Origin of the sequence: Micromonospora sp. NPDC051196 (assembly GCF_040682415.1) — a bacterium.
Taxonomy (GTDB): Bacteria; Actinomycetota; Actinomycetes; order Mycobacteriales; family Micromonosporaceae; genus Micromonospora.
In genome coordinates this window covers 108,932-127,464 of sequence record NZ_JBFBAY010000006.1, presented here as the reverse complement: position 1 = coordinate 127,464, position 18,533 = coordinate 108,932, and the positions used below count along the sequence as shown (strand labels likewise).

Sequence of the window (18,533 nt, the reverse complement as noted above, 5' to 3'; positions counted from 1 at the left end):
GGCAGCAGGACAGCCGAACGGGTGGAGGCGCAGGCGGCTGAACGGTGGCTCAGTCGCCTGCGAAAGGCCCCTGGTTGTCAAACGAAGAGATACGACTTAATCAGCAACCGATCGATGCCCTCGTTGATCACTCGGCGTTTACTGAACGCTCCGGACAGCGGCGAGCTTGGATTGGGTGGCATGTGAACGGATCCGCTGCACTAGATATGTCCACATTGGACGCGGATGCTCGGCTCGGTGGTGCCGGCTCGGGATCGTGGAGGCCGGCGTGACCTGGCAGCCCCGCCCACTCGCCGGCCTTCCGCTGGTGCTGGCCGGCCCCCTGCTGCGGCGGGTGGACAGCACATCCGTCACCGTGTGGCTCGCGCTGCGCGAGCCCCGCAAGGTCACGCTCCGGGTCTACTCGTCGGACGCCGACGGGGCCGGGGTGACCCAGGTCTGTGTGGGCAGCCGCAACACGGTCAAGGTGGCCGCCCACTGCCATCTGGTGGCGGTCACCGCCACCGCTGCGGCGCCGCTGGAGCCCGGCACTCTCTACCGGTACGACGTCTTCTTCGGTGCCCCCGGTGACGAGTCCGTGCCGGTGCCGGCCACCGAACCCCGGCTGTACTCCCCGAACGTGGTCGCCACCACGGCGTCCGCCGCCCGCGCGGCGCTCAGCTACGCCGGGCCGGGCGCGCCGAGCCTGCCGAGCTTCGCCACCCCGCCGCAGGACCTCAACCGCCTACGCGTCGTGCACACCTCGTGCCGCAAGCCGCACGGTGGTGGCGACGACGCGCTCGCCGTGCTCGACGAGATCCTGCGGGCCGACGCCGCCGACCCGCTCGCCCGGCCGCAGCAACTGGTGCTCAGCGGCAGTCAGATCTACGCCGACGACGTCGCCGACCCGCTGCTGCCGGTCATCACCGGGCTCGGACAGACCCTGCAGGCCGGCCCCGAGGTGCTGCCCGGCGTCGTCGACGCCGACCCCCGACTGCGTCCCGGACACCGACAGGAGTTGGCGACCGGGGTGGCCGGGCTGACCGCGACGGCGGCGAAGAGTCACCTGCTGACGCTTGCCGAGTTCTGGGCGATGTACCTGCTCGTCTGGTCCGACGTGCTCTGGCCGGAGAAGCTGCCGGAGTTCGCCGACGTCCACCCGGACGAACACGCGCTGCTGGAACGCTCCCTCACCGACTCAGGGCTCACCGACGCCTGGGGCGCCATGACCCGGTACGGCCCGGCCAAACAGCGACGGGACACCTTCGACGACGAACGTGCGGCGGTGCAGGCGTTCCGGTCCAGCGTCGGCGCAGTCCGCCGGGTGCTGGCGAACACCCCGACCTACCTGGTCCTCGGCGAGCACGAGGTCAGCGAGGACTGGTTCTCCACCCAACGCTGGGCGGAACGGGCGCTGGCCACCAGCGGCGACGCCAGCGGGCTGGGTCGGCGAGTGATCCAGAACGCGCTCACCGCGTACGCGCTCTGCCAGGCCTGGGGGAACACGCCGGAACGATTCGCGCCCGCCGGCCCGGCCGGTGAGCCCGGCCGGCGGTTGCTGGCCGCCGTCTCGGCCTGGGACGGCACCGAGAACGACACCTCGGCCGCCATCGGCACCTGCGTCGGCCTGCCCACCGGTTTCAACAGCGGCGTACCACTGCGTCCCGCAGGGGCGCTGAGCTGGCATTACCACGTCGAGTGGGCGTCGCACCAGCTCATCGTGCTCGATACCCGGACCACCCGGGTCTTCGTCGGCGGACCGGACGACCCGCCCGCCCTGCTCTACGGCGACGCCGCGTTCAAGGAACAGGTGCTGGACCCGCCGGACCTCGGCCCGGAGGCGGCCACCTTCGTGGTCTCCGCCGCGCCGGTGGTCGGCTACCCGTTCGTCTCCGACTTCGTGCAGCAACTGCTCGGCAAGCGCTACCGGGGTCGGGCCACCGTGGACGGCGAGGCCTGGGGGCTGCACCGCGCCGGTTACGAGAAGCTGCTGTCCCGGCTGGTCAACCGGGGCGCCGCACGACCGGACGGCACCCGTCGGCAGCGACTCATCCTGCTCTCCGGCGAGGTCGGCTACGGCTTCGCCGCGCGACTGCGCTACGAGGGCGCGGCGCCGTTCCGGGCCACCGCGCCGGTGCCGACCCGGGGGGTGCTCGCGCAGTTCGTCGCCAGCGCGGCACGCAACGAGGACGGGCTGACCCGGTTCCTGCACGGCACCGGCTTCGACGTGACCGCCGACGTGCTGCCCCGCAGCAGCCGGGTCGGCTGGGCGAACCCGGCCGGCGGGAGCCTCACCGTCGGCACCGAACTGGTCGACACGATCACCGGACACCTGCGCCGTGTGCCGTGGACGGTGCACGGCAGCCCCGCCGTCGCCGAGACCGGCCCGCTGCGCACGGTCACCCGTACTCCGGACTGGTCCTACGACCTGAGCTTCGTCAAGCACGACGCCGACGACCCGACGATCCCGCCCCGACCCGGCTCGCCGCGACCGGTGTACCCACCGACCGGCGATCGCTCGGCAGCCCTCGGGCAGTATCTGGCCGCCACCGAGAACCACGACGACTACCTGGGCAAGTGGGGCGACGGCAAGGAGGTGGTCGGCTACGCCAACATCGGCGAGGTCAGTCTCTCCTGGCAGCCCGGCAACGCCAAGAAGGCGATCCAGACCCTGTGGTGGCGGCTGCCCGGCCAGGACGCCGCGGCACCGTTGACCCGCTGCGTGGTCAGCCTCTCCACCCGGGCGGCCGGCGCACCCCACGACCCCGACCACCTCGTCCTGATGACCGCACGGCCCGCTGTCGACGGGGTCGCCGTGACCGGTCAGCCCGCGGAGGACGCCTGGGTCTACTGGCGGACCGGCAGCACGGTGCGTCGGTTGCGCGCCAGCACCGACGGCTACCTCTACGCCAGCGCCGTCGCCAACTCCTCCGAGCCGTGGGACTACACCGAGGCGTTCAAACCGGCCGCCGGCAGCATCGCCGAGGTCGCCTACAGCACCGGCGCCCGGCCGCTGCCGGACGCGCTGCTCGGCACCGCGGGCCTGTTCCAGCAGCGCACCGTGCCGCCGGTGCCACCGCCCGTCGACGGGGAACGCGAGCCGGTCGCGATCACCCTGCCCACCCGTCTGCTGAACCTGGTCAGTCCCGAAGAACTGGCGCTCTGGCCGCTGCTGTGGCATGTGCCGGACACCTACGCCACGGATGGCCTCCTAGACGGCCCCGAGGTGTGGACCGCGACGGATCCGGTGGACGGCACCCCGGCCCCGGCCGCAGTGGCACCGCACCGGCCCGTGGAGCGGGGCCTGCGCATCGAGGGGCAGGTCGACGCCGCCGCGACCCAGGTACGGCTGCGGTTGCAGACCTCAGCCGGCGTCGCGCTGCGGTTGCGGACCGGGATCGCGGTCGACGCGCCCACCGCCGACGAGGTGACGGCGACGCTGGCACCGGCGGACGGCGGGGTGCGCACGTTCACCGCGACCGTGTTCCTGGTCAACGCGGCGGCGGCGTTCGGCCCGGTGGAGGTCCTGGTCGTCGCCGAGGGCCCGCAGGTGCCACACGTCGAGTCGTTCACCCTGCACCTGTGCGGTCTGCAGACCGCACTGGTCGACGACCCGACCGCGCAGGATCGCGGCCCGCTGCGCGGCGAGGCGGACGAACTCCAGGTCGTGGACTTCCTCCGGTCACCACAGAACACCGTCGCTCTCGTCCACGCCGAGACGAGGGTCCGCCGAATGGTGCCCTACCGCTTGCGCAACGAGCGACGGCCCCTGGTGCCCGGCGGGCCGGACCGGCTGCAACCACAGATGCCGATGTGGATGGGAGAGGTGCAGTTCGTCGGCGTCACCGACGCCCACCTGCGGGACCTGCTGCGCCGGCGGTACACCCGGTCGGCGGTGCTCGACCCGCCGGACCCGGCGGCCAACCCGGCCCCGCCCCAGAGGCTGCGCATCGACTGGACCTGGAACATGCGGCTGAGCTGGGACGGCCCGGACGACAACGCCGACGCCGTGACCGGCCCGGTGCAGAACCCGCAGCTCGGCCACAACTACCGGTTGGACCTCACCGGCAGCCCGACGGTGGTGCTGCACTACGGCGCTACCGGGCAGTTCACCGACGCCCAGGGCCGGGATCTCGTCGTGGACGCCCAGGGTCGGGTGCCGGCGGCGTTTGCGCCCGCACCGACCCCGGTCCCGTTCCCGGTCGCGAACCGGCGGCTGCCCGCCGTACTGGTCACCGGCCAGCAGCGGCCGTGGGGGCGCCTCGCCGGCGCCGAGGCCCGGCCGGCGCTGGTGCTGGAGTTCCAACCCGCGGTGATCGAAGACGAGCGGGAGGTGATCCGGGGCGGCGACGGGAGGATGGGGGTGTCGGCCCTTTCCTTCGACGAGCGACCGCTGGACCCCGGACTGATCGCCGACGCGCAGGGAGTGCTCGGGCCGCCGCCGACCGCCGTACCGCTGCTGGCGCTGCCGGACTTCCGGATTCTCGGTCAGAATCCGGTTCCCAACGCCGAGGTCGAGGCGGTGATCGACGATTTGGTGGAGGAGTACTACACCGCCAATCAGGCCATACCTCGAGTCAGCATCCTGAGCTTGGCGTGCTGGCGGCGGACCGCGATGCTGATCTTCTCGCATGAGAGCGGGATACGCGGCGGCTACAACCAGTTCCACGCCGACGCCGCGCGCGTCGCCCGGTACCAGTACCAGGCCGGCATCTGGCGCTACGGCCACGAGAAGGACATGCCGCTGCTCGGGCCGCCCCACGGCTACGGAGTCGCCCAGCTCGACAACTGGGGCAACCCCCCGACGGGCTGCAATCCCAACGAGGTGTGGAGCTGGGTGGAAAACGTCCGCACCGCCGTCCGCCTGATTTTCGAGAACTACGGCGCCGCCGCCTACGGCGTGGTCCGCGACCACCTGCCCAACCCGATCGACCAGCGCACCCGCGCTGTCTTCCAGCGGGAGACGATCCGCCGCTACAACGGCGGCCGGGAGTTCCGGTGGATCGACGGCACCTGGCAGGTCCAGCCGACCTGGCAGTACCAGACGACGAACGAGCCGGCATCCGGCCCGAATCCCCGGCTGCTCTACCCGAACCAGGTCCTGGCCCACGCCGGTATCCCGGCCATCACCTACTACACCAACGCCGCGGGTGCCGCGAACGTCGCCGACGGGATCGACACGGTCTACAACCGGCCGGCTGCCTTCACCGCGGCTCACTACGGACCGGAGACGGCATGACCGACGACGGCAACTTCCAGAGGCAACTGCTCGGCGAGATCGAGGCGCTGCTGTCGCCGATCACCATGGCCGCCACCAGCCAGTGGCGCCGTTCCGGCATCCTCGACTCGCTCGGCTGGGACCTCGCCGCGCTGGCCGGGATGCCTGCCGAAGAGTTCGAGCAGTGGTTGGCGGACTGCGCCGAGGCGGTCGACGGCGTCCGCCGGATCGTCGAGCACGGGCCGCCGCAGACGCTCGACGACCTGACCGCGGCGCTGGACACCGTGTCGGCGGCGGTCGCGGCGGTCAGCGGGCTACCGCCGGCGCTGAGCGCTGGTGCGGCGAACCTGCCGCCCGCCGAGGTGCTGGCCGAGGACCTGATCACCTTCCTCACCGTCAACTACCTGCAACGCCAACACCCGGTCGCGTACCAGGTGGCGATCCTGTTGACGCTGCTCACCCCCGCCGGTGAGCCGCCGGTGAGCGCGCCGATGCCGGCGACCGGCACCCCCGTACGGCTGCCCCGGTCCCGGCCCGAGCTGCATCTGGACCGGCTCGGTGACCTGCTCCGCGACCCGGTCGGCACACTGCGGGCGGAGTATTTCCCGGACGGGCTGGCCAGCACGGCGGCGGCCGACGCGGCGGCGGCGAAGCTCTTCCCCCGCATCGCCGCCGTGTTGAAGGAACTCGGCGTGCCGGCGCTGTACGGCCTGAACCCGGCCGACGGGCCGGACCTGGGACCCGTCGGCACCGCCCTGGCCGCCCGGATGCTCACCGTGGCCGCCCCGGTCCGCATCGGCGACGTCCGGGCCACCGTCGGGGCGAGCGCGGCACTGTCCGCCGCCGACCAGGGCGGACTCGGTCTGGTCCTGGCGCTGCGGGGCGCTCTGGAACTCGACCGGATCGTCGCCGGCTGGGCGTTGCGGCTGGCGGTCCAGGGGGCCGGTGCCGGCTTCGCGATCGGACCGGACGGGTTGACCCTGCCGGCCGGCCTGGACGCCATGGTGCGGATCGCGCTGACCGCCGACCGGGTCCCGGACGCGACCGGGGTGGCCCTGCGCATCGGCAGCGCCACCGGCACCCGGCTGGAGGTGCAGGGCCTGCGGCTGGCCGTCGGCGCGGCGCTGGGCGGCGGGGTGGACGACATCGAGCTGTCCGTGTCGGCGGCCCGCGCGGCCCTGGTCGTCGCGGCCGGCGACGGCGACGGGTTCCTCGCCCAGGTGCTGCCACCGGAAGGACTGCGCGTCGAGTTCGACCTCGCGCTGGCCTGGTCGCTGCGCAAGGGCCTGACGTTCCGGGGCGCGGCCGGGCTCGACGCGGACCTGCCGCTGCACATCTCGGCCGGCCCGGTCGAGATCTTCGGGCTGCACGCGGCGCTCGGCGTACGCGGCGAAGGGCTGCGCGCCGCGCTGGCCGCCTCGGCGACCCTGCGGTTGGGGCCGCTGCGCGCGGTGGCCGAGCGGATCGGTGTCGAGGCGGGCCTCACCTTCCCGCCGGGTGGCGGCAACCTCGGCCCGGCCGAGACGGCGCTGGCCTTCAAGCCGCCGTCGGGCGTCGGGCTGTCGCTCGCCGCGGGGCCCCTGGTCGGCGGCGGATACCTTTTCGTCGACGCCGAGGCCGGCCAGTACGCCGGTGCGCTGCATCTGCAGTTCGAGTCGATCGCGGTCAGCGCGGTCGGCCTGCTCGCCACGAAGAACCCGGACGGGACGCCGATCCGGATGCCTGACGGCAGCGACGGGTTCTCCCTGCTGGTCATCATCGCGGGCGAGTTCACCCCGATCCAGCTCGGCTTCGGCTTCACCCTCAACGCGGTCGGCGGCCTGCTCGGCGTGCACCGGACGGTCAACGTCGAGGCGTTGCGGTCCGGGGTGCGCAACGGCTCGCTGAACTCGCTGATGTTCCCGACGGACCCGGTGGGCCGGGCCGCGGAAACGGTGGCGGCAGCCGGTGCCGTCTTCCCGGTCGCGGTGGGTCGGTACGTCTTCGGCCCGATGGCCCGGATCGGTTGGGGTACGCCGACCCTGCTCACCTTCGACCTCGGTCTGGTGTTGGAGTTGCCGGCGCCGCTGCGGCTGGTGGTGCTGGGGCGGCTGCGGATGGCCCTGCCCGACGAGAAACACCCGATCGTCAAGATCAACATGGATGTGGTGGGTGTCGTCGACTTCGGCGCCGCACAGGCGTCCATCGACGCGTCGCTCTACGACTCGCAGCTGGCCGGCTTCCCGATCAGCGGGGACATGGCGATGCGGATGTCCTGGGGCGCGAAGCCGACCTTCGCGCTCGCGGCCGGAGGGTTCAACCCGAGATTCCAGCCGCCGTCGAACTTCCCGCAACTGCGTCGGCTCGCGATCGCCCTGTCCGAGAAGAACAACCCTCGGCTGCGACTGGAGTCGTACCTGGCGCTGACCTCGAACACCGTGCAGTTCGGTGCCCGACTGGAGGTCTACGCCGAGGCGGCCGGCTTCAACGTCTCCGGGATGCTCTCCTTCGACACCCTGGTGCAGTTGGCGCCGTTGAGCTTCGTCGCCGACATCGCGGCGGCGGTGGCGTTGCGCCGGGGCAAGCGGGAGCTGATGGCCGTCGCGCTCAGCGTGACGCTCAGCGGGCCACGGCCGTGGCGGGCGCGTGGCAAGGCCAAGTTCAAGGTGCTGTTCGTCAGCGCCTCGGTCTCCTTCGACGTCACGATCGGGTCGCGTACGCCACCCCCGTTGCCCACCCCGGTCGACGTCGGCGGGCAGCTCGACGCGGCGTTCGCCGACCCGCGCAACTGGACGGCGCAGCTGCCGCCGCAGGGCGAGGCCCTGGTCACCCTCCGCAAGATCGAGGTGGCCCCCGGACAGTTGCTGGCCCACCCGCTGGGCGCGATCGCGGTCACCCAGCAGGTCGCCCCGCTGGGCCTGACCATCGAGCGGTACGGCAGCGCCCCGGTGACCCACAAGACCCGGTACACGATCGAGTCGGTGCGGTTCGGCGGGGTCGAGGCCACCGACGCCGGCACGGTCACCTACGAGCATTTCGCGCGGGCCCAGTTCCAGGCCATGACCGACGACCAGAAGCTCTCCACCCCCTCCTTCGAACGGATGGAGGCGGGCCGCAGCTTCGCCTCCCCGGAGATGGAGTACGACGCGGTCGCTCCGCCACCGGTGCCGCTCGGCTACGACGTACTGATCATCGACGAACCCGACGTCGCCGCCCGGACCCCGGGCGGGGCCGGGCGGGCGAAGCGGTCGGCGGTCGACCCGACCCCGGCCATGCGGCCGATGGACGGCGCGACGCTGAAACGACTGACCCGCTCCAGCGCAGCCGCGCTGGCCCCCACCCGGGCCACCGGCCCGGCCGCCTACCGCACCGGGCTGACCCCCCTGGTGCGGTTCACCGAGCCGGTCGCCGGTTCGCGCACCCCTGAGGAGGCACGCCGGTGACGGCGCAACTGCATTTCCTGGCGTACGTCCGGCAAGGGCTGGCCGCCGCCGGGGCGGTGGCCGACCCGCTGGAGACGGACATCCCCGCCCGGCAGCCGGTCACCGTGGGCGTCCGGCTGGCCGGTCGCACCGAGCAACAGTTCGACATCCGCCTGTACGGGCCGGGCGACATCCGAGGCATTGACACCCGCCAGGTGATCCGCATCGATCCGCCGGAGCGGGCCAGCGACTTCGAGCCGAACAATCTGGTCACCATCGAGTTCGACCGGCCGGACTTCCCGTGGCTGTTCACCCCGGCCGCCCCCGGCAGCCGGCAGCGGCTGCGCCCCTGGCTGTTCCTGGTCGTGGTGCCGGTGGCGAATTCCCAGCTGCGTACCGACACCGGTGCCCCGCTGCCGGTGCTGGAGTGCGCGTTGCCGGACCTGCCCGACCTGGCCGAGTCGTGGGCCTGGGCGCACGCCCAGGTCGCCACCACCGGGCCGGACGAGTCGGTCGCCGAGGTGCTGGCCGGTGACCCGCGACGTACCCTGTCCCGGCTGATCAGCCCACGCCGGCTGGCTGCCGGCATCGCCTACCGGGCCTGCCTGGTGCCGGCGTTCGAGGCCGGCCGGCGCGCCGGGCTGGGGCTGCCCGTCGACGACGGCGCCGCCCTCGCCCCGGCCTGGACGCCCGGTCTGGGCGCCGCGCCGCTGTTGCCGGTCTACCACAGCTGGGAGTTCTCCACCGGCGCCGACGGCGACTTCGAATCCCTGGCCCGACGGCTGCGGGCCCGAGGCCTGCCCGCCGACGCGGGACTGCGCCCGATACTGCTCGGCCCCTCCGGGGTCCCCGGTCTCGACCCGTCGGTGCCCACGGTGACTCTCGGTGCCGAGGGCGCGTTGCGCGGGGCGATCACCATGCCGACGAGCTGGCCGACGCAGTCCCGCGAGGCGTTCGAGGAGCTGCTGCGCGCGCTGATCGCCGACACCGGCACCCGGCTCGGCCCGCCCCTGTACGGCGGCCGGTACGCCGGAGTCGACCGGGTGCCCGGCGACGCGGCCCATCCGCACTGGCTGCGGGAGCTGAACCTCGACCCTCGGCATCGGATCGCCGCGGCGCTCGGCACCCGGGTGGTACGCGAACAGCAGGAGGAGCTGATGGCGGCGGCCTGGGAGCAGGCGGCCGAGGTGCAACGCGCCAACGAGGCGGTCCGCCAGGCCCAGCTCGCCGCCGAGGTCAGCCGCTCGACGTACGAGCGCCGGATAGCCGGCGAGGCGGCGGCCGTGCTCGCCCGGTCCGGCACCGACCCGGCGTCCGCCGCCGGCCGGCTCGCCCTCGGCGGCCCGCTGGCAGCCGGCCGGCTGTTGCAGGTCTCCGGGTCGGTGCTCGGCGCCGTGACGGTCACCCCGCGCAGCAAGCGGATGATCAGCGGCGAACTGCAGCGCAACCCGACTGCGACGGCGACCCTGTCGGCGGCGTTCCGCCGGATGACCCGGCCGGACGGTCCGCTGGCCCGGCGGTCCGGCGCCACCGCGCTGGAGTCGGTGGTGGAGGCGGCGGCGAGCAACGAGGTGACCGCGACGCCACCGGAGCAGCCGCCCGCGGGCACGGTGCTCTTCGACGATGTCGCGGGCGACGGCATCGCCTTCCACCTGATCAACCGGACCCGCATCGACGGCGCCGACCCCTGGTGGCGAGGCCGCACCGCCGCCCCGGCGGTGACTTCGGCGGCGGATGCGCCGGCTCCGGTGCCGGATGCCGCCCGGCCGCTGCCGGAGGTCACGCCGGCTCCGGCGACGAACGAGGGCGACAATGATCCGGCGCTGGTCGGGAAGCTGCTCGAAACCCCGGTCGGCAAGGCCACCGCCGAGCAGTTCGGCGCGGCGTGGACAGCGGCACCGCTGCGCCCGATCGAGCCGCGGCTTCCCCCGGACGACCCGAACTGGCCGCCGCGGGACCCCTACCCCGACCCGGACCCGGACCCGGAGCCGATCCCGGACCCACCGCAGCCGTTGCCGGTGACGTACCCGGACACCGGCCCGCTGGAGGCCGGCATCCCTGCCGCACCGACCGGCCTGCCGGGCGTGGTGCTCAGCCCACCCGGCTGGGCGCTGAACGACCGGCAGACGTTCGTCACCACCACCGACGGCCGGTTGTTCGAACGCTCCTACGACGGCACCCGGTGGCTCTGGCTCGACCACGGCGCACCGCCCAGCACCCAGGCCGCCGGGGTCGAACCCGGCGGGGTCATGGACGGCGGCCGGCGGATCTTCGTCGCCACCGTGCACGGCCGACTCTTCGAGCACTACCGCGAGGACGACCGCTGGTACTGGCGCCAGCACCCGATCCCGCCCGGCAGCTACGGGCTCGGCACCTCACCGTTCCTGGTGCTCAACAACCAGAGCATCTTCCTGACCACCACCACCAACGACAACGGCAACCGGCTCTGGGAGCGGCGTCGCGACGGCGCCCAATGGAGTTGGGTCGACCACGGCAACCCCAGCCACTACAGCACCGAGCGGATCGTCAGCACCCCGGGCAGCGCCCGAGGCAACACGAGCTTCTTCGTCACCAGCAGCGCCGGCCGGCTCTGGGAGCGTTACTGGACCGGCAGCCGCTGGGAGTGGCGCTGGCACGGGCACCCGACCGGCGCACCGCTGCGGCACGTCGCGCCGCGGACCGCTCCGGTCAGCGTGTTCGCCGTGTCCTACGACGGGCGGCTGATCGAACGGGTCCTGGCCAACGGCACCTGGGGCGACCACGGCACCCCGCCGGGAACCACGCTCACCAACGCCCCCGGCGACATCATCGTCAGCGGCAACGAGGTGATGATCTTCTGCGGGGCCGCTGACGGGCGGCTGTACATGCGGTTCTGGAACGGGTCGGCCTGGTCGTGGCAGAACCTGGGTTTCCCACCCGGTACGAGGGTGATGCAGGTGCCCGGCGCGGCGATGCAGAGCCGGTTGACGGTCTTCGTGACCGGCAGTGACGGTCGCCTCTTCACGGTGACCCGCACCGGCAGCGGATGGGACTGGAACGATCACGGCCTGCCGATGGACTCCCGCGGCACCGGCCCGATCGGCGCGTTCGCGGCCCAGGCCGACCGGTGGGCGCTGCCGCTGGGCTTCATGTCCAATCTGGTCGCCGCGCACGTCGACAACGGCGCCACCGACAACGTCGTCTACCACCGGGTGGGTCGCGACCTCGGGTTCGAGGCCGAGGTACGCGGCGGCTGGTCCCAGCAGATCGACAAGCCGGGTCCGATCGGCTGGGAGACCCAGGGTCTGGGGATCGCGGTCGCCGACGTCAACGGCAACGGCCAATCCGACCTGGTCCTGATGTGGGTGGACAACCCGGCCGGCGCCAACGCCGTCTACTACCAGATCGGCTGGAATCTCGGCGCCACCGGCGAGGTGACCGGCGGATGGAGCCCGGTGCACCGGCTGCCCGACGACGTGGCCGCCGAGATCCAGGGCGCCGACCTCGCCGTGGCGGACCTCGACGGCGACGGTCGTCCCGAGCTGATCCTGGCCTACGCCACCGGCGGCGCCACACCGGGGCTGTACTACCGGGTCGGCTGGCGGCTGGACACCCAGGGCGCGATCAGCCGGGGATGGTCCGACTCGGTGGCGGTGCCCTGGACGCCGGGGCCGGTGCAGGGCGTCGGAGTGGCGGTCGCCGACCTCGACGACAACCTGACCCCGGACATCATCGTGCTCACCATCGAGCCGGCCGGCGATACCAACCGGGCGGTCTACCGGATCGGATGGCAGCTCAACGCCCGAGGCCGGGTCAGCGCCGGCTGGACGCCGACCCGAGTGGTCGGCGGCGACCCGCTGCCGGCGGCACACCAGGGCGCCGGCATCGCCGTCATGGACGTCACCGGCACCCGCCGGGCCGACCTGGTGCTGTTCCACGTGGCCAACCCCGCCCAGTCCAACCGCGGCTACTACCGGGTCGGCTGGGACCTGGACCGGCACGGGGTGGCCCGGCGATGGACGGCCGACGCCGAGGTCCCCGGCTGGTTCGGGTGGGAGGGGCAGGGGGCGGCGATCGCCCTCGCCGACCTCGACCCGACATTGACCGGCGCCCGTACCGCGATGGGTGACCGGTTTACCGCCGCCGCCGGACGCCACCAGGACCGGGTCCTGGCGGCCCAGGAGCTCATCCGGCCCAAGCAACGGCTCTCGGTCGACACCGCCGCGTTGGCGGCCCGGATGACCACCGCGCTGGAACCTGTCGGCGGAATCACCGGCAAGACCGCCGGCCGGTTGAAGCTCGCTGGGGTCGAGTCGGTGCAGGAGCTACGCGAACTGGTGGTGGTGCCCCGGTTCCCCCGCCCGATGTACGAGGCGTTGCGGGACCTGTCCCAGGAACTGCTCTTCCCCGGGGTGGCCGGGATCCCGCCGGAGACGGTCACCCTGTTGCGGGTCAACGCGTCCTTCGTGGAGGCGTTCATGGTGGGTCTCAACTCCGAACTGGGCCGGGAGATGCTGTGGCGGCGATACCCGACCGACCTGGGAGCCACCTTCTTCTCCCAGTTCTGGGATGTCCGGTCCGCGCAGTCGTCGGTCGGCCCGCTGTCCGACATCCCACCGATCCACAGCTGGGACCCCGGCAACGGGCTGGGCGAGAACGCCACCGCCGTCGGCGCCGGAGACCTGTTGGTGGTGCTGGTCCGCGGCGAGTTGCTGCGCCGCTACCCAGGTACGGCGATCTACGTGCAGAAGGCCACCTTCGCCGCGGACGGCACTCGGCAGTTGGCACCCGAGACGCGCGAACCGCAGTTCACCGGCCGACTCGACCCGGACATCCAGTTCTTCGGCCTCCCCTTGGGGGTGTCCGAGGCCCGGGGTGACGGCACCGATGCCGGCTGGTTCATCGTGCTGCGGCAGCCGCCGACCGACGCCCGGTTCGGGCTCGACGCCCCGCCCGACGACGCGAGCCACGGCGGTGTCCCCACCCACTGGTCCGAGTTGCACTGGCGGCACCTGACGGCCGACGCGCCCGAGGAGCAGCGACTGCGGCACGCCCAGGTCACAGGCCGGCTGAACAGCCTGCGCCTCGGCGGCCTGGAGTGGGGGTACAACAGCGCCCACCAGGCGCAGATCACTCTCCAACGGCCGGTCCTGGTGGCCATCCACGCCAGCGACATGATTCCGCCGATCGACGACACCTGGCAGATCGAGGCGGTGGCCCGACATGCCGATGGGATACCTCAGCACCGGATCGTCGCCGTCGGTGGGCACCGTGCCGACGGCACGCCGTGGCGGATGAGCGCCGAGGAGGTGATCGCCGCGATCGGCCGGCACGAACTGTTCTTCGTCGAACGCCCCGTCGGCGACCGGGTCCGGGTGGTGGTCTCCCGGACCGGGACCGGTCGGCCGTACCTCACCACCGAGGCCGACGGTGACCTGCCCAACAACCTGCTATCCCTGCCCGAACTGGCCGAGGACGCGTGATGACTACTCCCAACCCGCCGTGGCACCTGCCCACCCAGTGGCCGGTGGCCCTGCTGCCAGTGCGCGTGGAAACCCGATTCGTCGACACCGGACCGACCGGCACCGAGCTGTGGCTGCGGGTGCTGCCGGACGTGCTGCACGTCGACACCCACCAGCCCGCGCTGACCGACGACGAGGTGGCCTGGGGCAAGCAGTACTGGATCGATGTGTGGCGGGCCGGGCGGGTCTCCGCCGACGAGGTCACCGCCTGGCGACGGCTGTGCCAGCTCGTCGACCCGCAACGGGCCGCCTGGATCGCCCGGGTGCTTGAGCCGGCGCCGGACGGCCGCCCGGGCAAGCCTGTCCTACCTGGCCGGCCACTGCTCCGGGAGCCGAACTTTCCGCCGGTCACTGGCGGCGCCGAGGCCTGGGACCGCGCGCCGGTGGCTCGGGCCCTGCCGAGCCGATGGCACGCCACGCTGTGGCGGGCCGGCGTCGCGCCGGTGAATGCCCAGTCCGCACCGGTACGCCGCCCGCTGGTCGTCGGCCCGTCACCCGCGGTCGACCTGACCTCCCTCGGTGACGACCAGCCGCCGGTCGACGAGGCGAGCCGCTGGCTGGTCGACTTCCAGGCCGCCGTCGACGCCGGCATGGCGATGCGGATCCCGCTACCCGTGCAGATGGCCCAGGGCGGCATCGATCGGCTGGTGGTGTTCGGCGTGGACACCGACGAGGCGGTCGCCCCGGAGACCCCGGCCGGGCGGGGCGCCCGGGTTCTCGGTGAACTGCTCGACGCCCACTTCCACACCCACGGGCTCGGGTTCGTGCCGCCGGGCACCCCGACCAACAACACGGCCGGCGCCCGCTCCGGCCACGACCCCGACGACCCTGAGTGGATCGACCTGCTGCGGGTCCTGCCCGGTCAGGAGCCGCCCGCCGAGGTGGAGGGCGACGCGCCGGTCACCGCCCGGGCGCTGGGTGTCCCGCTGGTCGCGCAGCCGGGTGACCCGCTGCACACCGTCCGCGGCAGAGCCACCGGGTCGCCCCGGGCGCTCGCCCGCGCCGCGCTCCGTCCGGAGGGGCCGCCGGCCGCCCCGGCCCGGGCCGCGGTGTCCCAATCCGCCGGTGCCCGACACATGAACACTGTCACCTGGGCCGCCACCTGGGGCTATCTCCTCAGCGACATGATGACCGGGGTGGTCACCGAGGACGACATCCGGCACGGACGGCGGCACTACATCGAGCAGGTACGGGCCGCCGGTCCGGTGCCGGCGCTGCGGGTCGCGGAGCAGCCGTACGGGGTGCTGCCGGTGACCGCGCTGAACCAGTGGACCGGCACCAACGCCCGGGACAACGCACTGGTCGGCTTCCTTCGGCTGCTGCGCGACCGGGTCTGGCGCCCGTCGGCCACCGAGATCGACCCGGCGACCGGCCTGCCGGGCGTACCCCGGATCGGTGGTCCCGGTGACCAGCGGCAGGTGCTGTTGCGGATCCTGGCCCAGGGCCCGCTGGGGTCGCAGTGGCAGGCCCGCAGTCTGCTCGGGATGGACTACCTGACGCACCTGTGGCGGTTCATGCGGCTGGACATGGACGAGAACTGGCGGGTGCGGCAGGCGTTCGAGCCAAGCCAGTTGATGGCGTTGCTCGAACTCGACTGGGAGACCCGACTGTCCCAGGCCACCTTCGCCAAGGGCGCCTTCACGATCGGTGGACCCCTGGTCGCCCCGCCCGAGGGCTGGGGACCGGCGGACTACCTGCCCTGGTTCGCCGCCCTGGAACGCACCTGGACCGACCTGCGGGACCAGGCGGAAACCAACGGTACGGCCACTCCGCTGCTCTACCGGCTGCTGCGCCAGTCCGCCCTGGCCGAGTACGCCACCGCAGCCCGTCGGCTCCAGCAGATGGTGGCGCCGCTGCCCGCCGAGGCGTACCGGGACGCGGAGCTGATCGACATCCGCCCCGACCGGACGAGCTGGACGCTCTGGCGTCAGCTGGCCCGGCAGATCCCGCTGCCGGGCGGATCGACCGCCGAGGTCGGCGAGCACCTGCGTACCGCCCCCGGCACCGATCTGTTCGCGTTCCGGGAGAGCGCGCTGGCGCTGGCCGCGTATCCGGCCGCCGACCTGGAACGGATGTTCGCCGAGTCGATCGACCTCTGCTCGTACCGGCTCGACGCCTGGATCACCTCGTTCGCGACGAAGCGGCTCGCCACCATGCGCCAGGCTCAGCCGAGCGGGGTGCACCTGGGCGGGTACGGATGGGTGGAGAATCTGCGCCGCAGCCGCACCGCCACCGCGCCCGTGCTCTTCCCACCGCCGGGCGAGCCGGGCCCGCTGCGGGAGGGCGCCGCCAACGCCGGCTACGTGCACGCGCCGTCACTCGGCCAGGCGGCCACGGCCGCCGTGCTGCGGGCCGGATACCGCGCCCACCGCTCCAGCGGCGACAACCCGCTGGCCGTGAACCTCAGCTCCGACCGGGTGCGGCTGGCCAGTTGGCTCCTCGACGGGGTACGCCAGGGGCAGCCCCTCACCGAGCTGCTCGGCTACCGGTTCGAGCGCCAACTCCAGGACCATCCCCGCGTGCTGGAGCAGTACCTGCCGCGACTGCGGCAGATCGCCCCGGTACGGGCCCTGCGGGTGCAGCACGACGCCGCGGTCGAACCGGTCGTCGCCTCCGCCGCCGTGGTGGACGGCCTCGACCTGTACCAGCGCTGGCGTGACGGCGGGCTCGACTGGTCCGGCGACCCGGACCTGCCGAACCCCGGCGACGACGACCAGGTGGCGCTGGAGGAGGTGCTCACCTCGCTGGGCGAGGCGATCGACGCGGTGGCCGACGCGCTGCTGGCCGAGAGCGTGCACCAGGCGGCACAGGGCAACCCGATGCGGACCGGTGCCACCCTGGACGCCGCCTCCCGCGGCGACGTACCCCCGAGCGAGCTGGAGTTCGCCCGGACCCCGCGCACCGGCCTGGGCGTCACCCACCGGGTGGTGCTGCTCGGCAACGACCGGCCGGCCGTGATGCAGGGCATGCCGGCCACGGAACCCACCCCTCGGGCGGCGGCCGAACCCCAACTCGACGCACTGGTCGCCAGCCTGCTGCCCCGGCCGGGATCGGTGCGCGCGCGGGTGGAGTGGGCTGGACCGCATGGCCCGCTCACCGGCGAGGTCAGGCTCGACCGGATCGGCCAGTCCGCGCTGGACCTGCTCGCGCTCACCGACTCTGAGGAGATCTCCGTCGACAGTGAGCTGGTGGCCCGGCTCCTGGACGCCGCGACCCCGCCCCCGGGGGCGACCGGGTCCCGGCCACAGCGACTACTGCCGGGCAGAAGCGAGGACTGGGCCGCCGCCGTACTGGCGCTGGACGAGTTCGTCGAGGTCGCTCGTGCGGTGCGTACCCTGGTGTCCTCATCCCGCCCGCTGACCGCCGCCGACCTCCAGCCGGCCGGTGCCGAGCCGGATCCGGGCACACCGGACACCGGCACTGCCAGCGCGGCGCCGAGCGGAGACGACGACCCGTCCCTGCGCGACCGCGCCGACCAGGCGACCGACCTGCTGCTGCGGCTCGTCACCGACCTGGCCAGCGAGGAACCGGCGGTACTCAGAGCGGCACTGGCCACCGCCGCCGGCATCGGGGTGCTGGGCGCGTACCTCGGTCCGGACGCCACGCCGCCGGCCCTGCTGGCCCGGGCCCGCACGGTCGGCGCGGAGGTCACCACCCGGCACGCGGCGCTGGTCGCGTTGACCACCGACTTCCACCGGGACAGGGCGACCGCCGAGCAGCGCCGCGACCACGACGTGGCCCGGTTGCAGGCGGTCTTCGGGGCGGACTTCCGGGTCCTGCCGGCGTTCACCCTCGCCGATCCGGCCGGCCTGGCCACGGCGCTGGCCGCGAGCACCGACCTGCAGGGCGGTACGCCGCACGAGGTCGACGACTGGCTGGCCGACGTGGCGCCCGTGCGGGCCGGGGTCGACCGGCTGGAAACGGTACGCGGCTACGCCCAGGCGGTCCGCCCCGACCGGTACCAGGACCTGCGGGTGGCGCAGCTGCCGTACACGCCCGGCGACCGATGGCTGGGGCTTCGCTTCGGCGCCGAGCGGCCCGCCGGGTCCCGGCTGTCGGTCGTCGTCGACGCACCGGCCACCGTCGATCCGGCCGCGCCGATGTGCGGCCTGCTCGTCGACGAGTGGGTCGAGGTGGTGCCGAACGAGGCCGAGACGACCGGGGTGGCGTTCCACGCCGAGACGCCCGGTCAGGCGGCACCCCAGGCCATCCTGCTCGCCGTACCCGCCGACGATGCGACGCTGTGGACCCGGGAAGCCCTGGAACGCACGCTCGTGGAGACTCTCGAACTCGCTCCGCTGCGCGCCGTCGACGTGGCGACCCTCGGCGAGGTCGGTCAGTTCCTGCCCGCGCTCTACTTCCCGTTCAACACCGACGGCGAGACCGCCGCGACCGACTTCACCCGTACCGTCACCGCCGGCTAAGGAACTCACG

General features: G+C 73.2%; 4 protein-coding genes. All 4 read left to right on the top strand.

Going from position 1 to position 18,533, the window contains the following annotated elements; all coding sequences use genetic code 11:
- Positions 1-268 precede the first annotated feature (268 nt).
- Genes AB0M35_RS14665 through AB0M35_RS14650 form a run of 4 tightly spaced genes read left to right on the top strand, consistent with a single transcriptional unit; the run spans position 269 to position 18,523 of the window.
- Positions 269-5,218 carry a hypothetical protein gene (locus tag AB0M35_RS14665; protein ID WP_363745412.1) on the top strand — a complete coding sequence of 1,650 codons (4,950 nt, stop codon included), beginning with the start codon at positions 269-271 and terminating at the stop codon, positions 5,216-5,218.
- Positions 5,215-8,619: a DUF6603 domain-containing protein gene (locus AB0M35_RS14660; protein ID WP_363745410.1), complete on the top strand. Its 3,405-nt coding sequence runs from the start codon at positions 5,215-5,217 to the stop codon at positions 8,617-8,619. The genes AB0M35_RS14665 and AB0M35_RS14660 overlap by 4 nt, the downstream gene beginning before the upstream one ends.
- Complete coding sequence (locus AB0M35_RS14655; RefSeq protein WP_363745408.1) at positions 8,616-14,060, top strand: DUF3892 domain-containing protein; 5,445 nt, start codon at positions 8,616-8,618, stop codon at positions 14,058-14,060. The genes AB0M35_RS14660 and AB0M35_RS14655 overlap by 4 nt, the downstream gene beginning before the upstream one ends.
- Positions 14,060-18,523: a hypothetical protein gene (locus AB0M35_RS14650; RefSeq protein WP_363745406.1), complete on the top strand. Its 4,464-nt coding sequence runs from the start codon at positions 14,060-14,062 to the stop codon at positions 18,521-18,523. The genes AB0M35_RS14655 and AB0M35_RS14650 overlap by 1 nt, the downstream gene beginning before the upstream one ends.
- Positions 18,524-18,533: the final 10 nt, after the last annotated feature.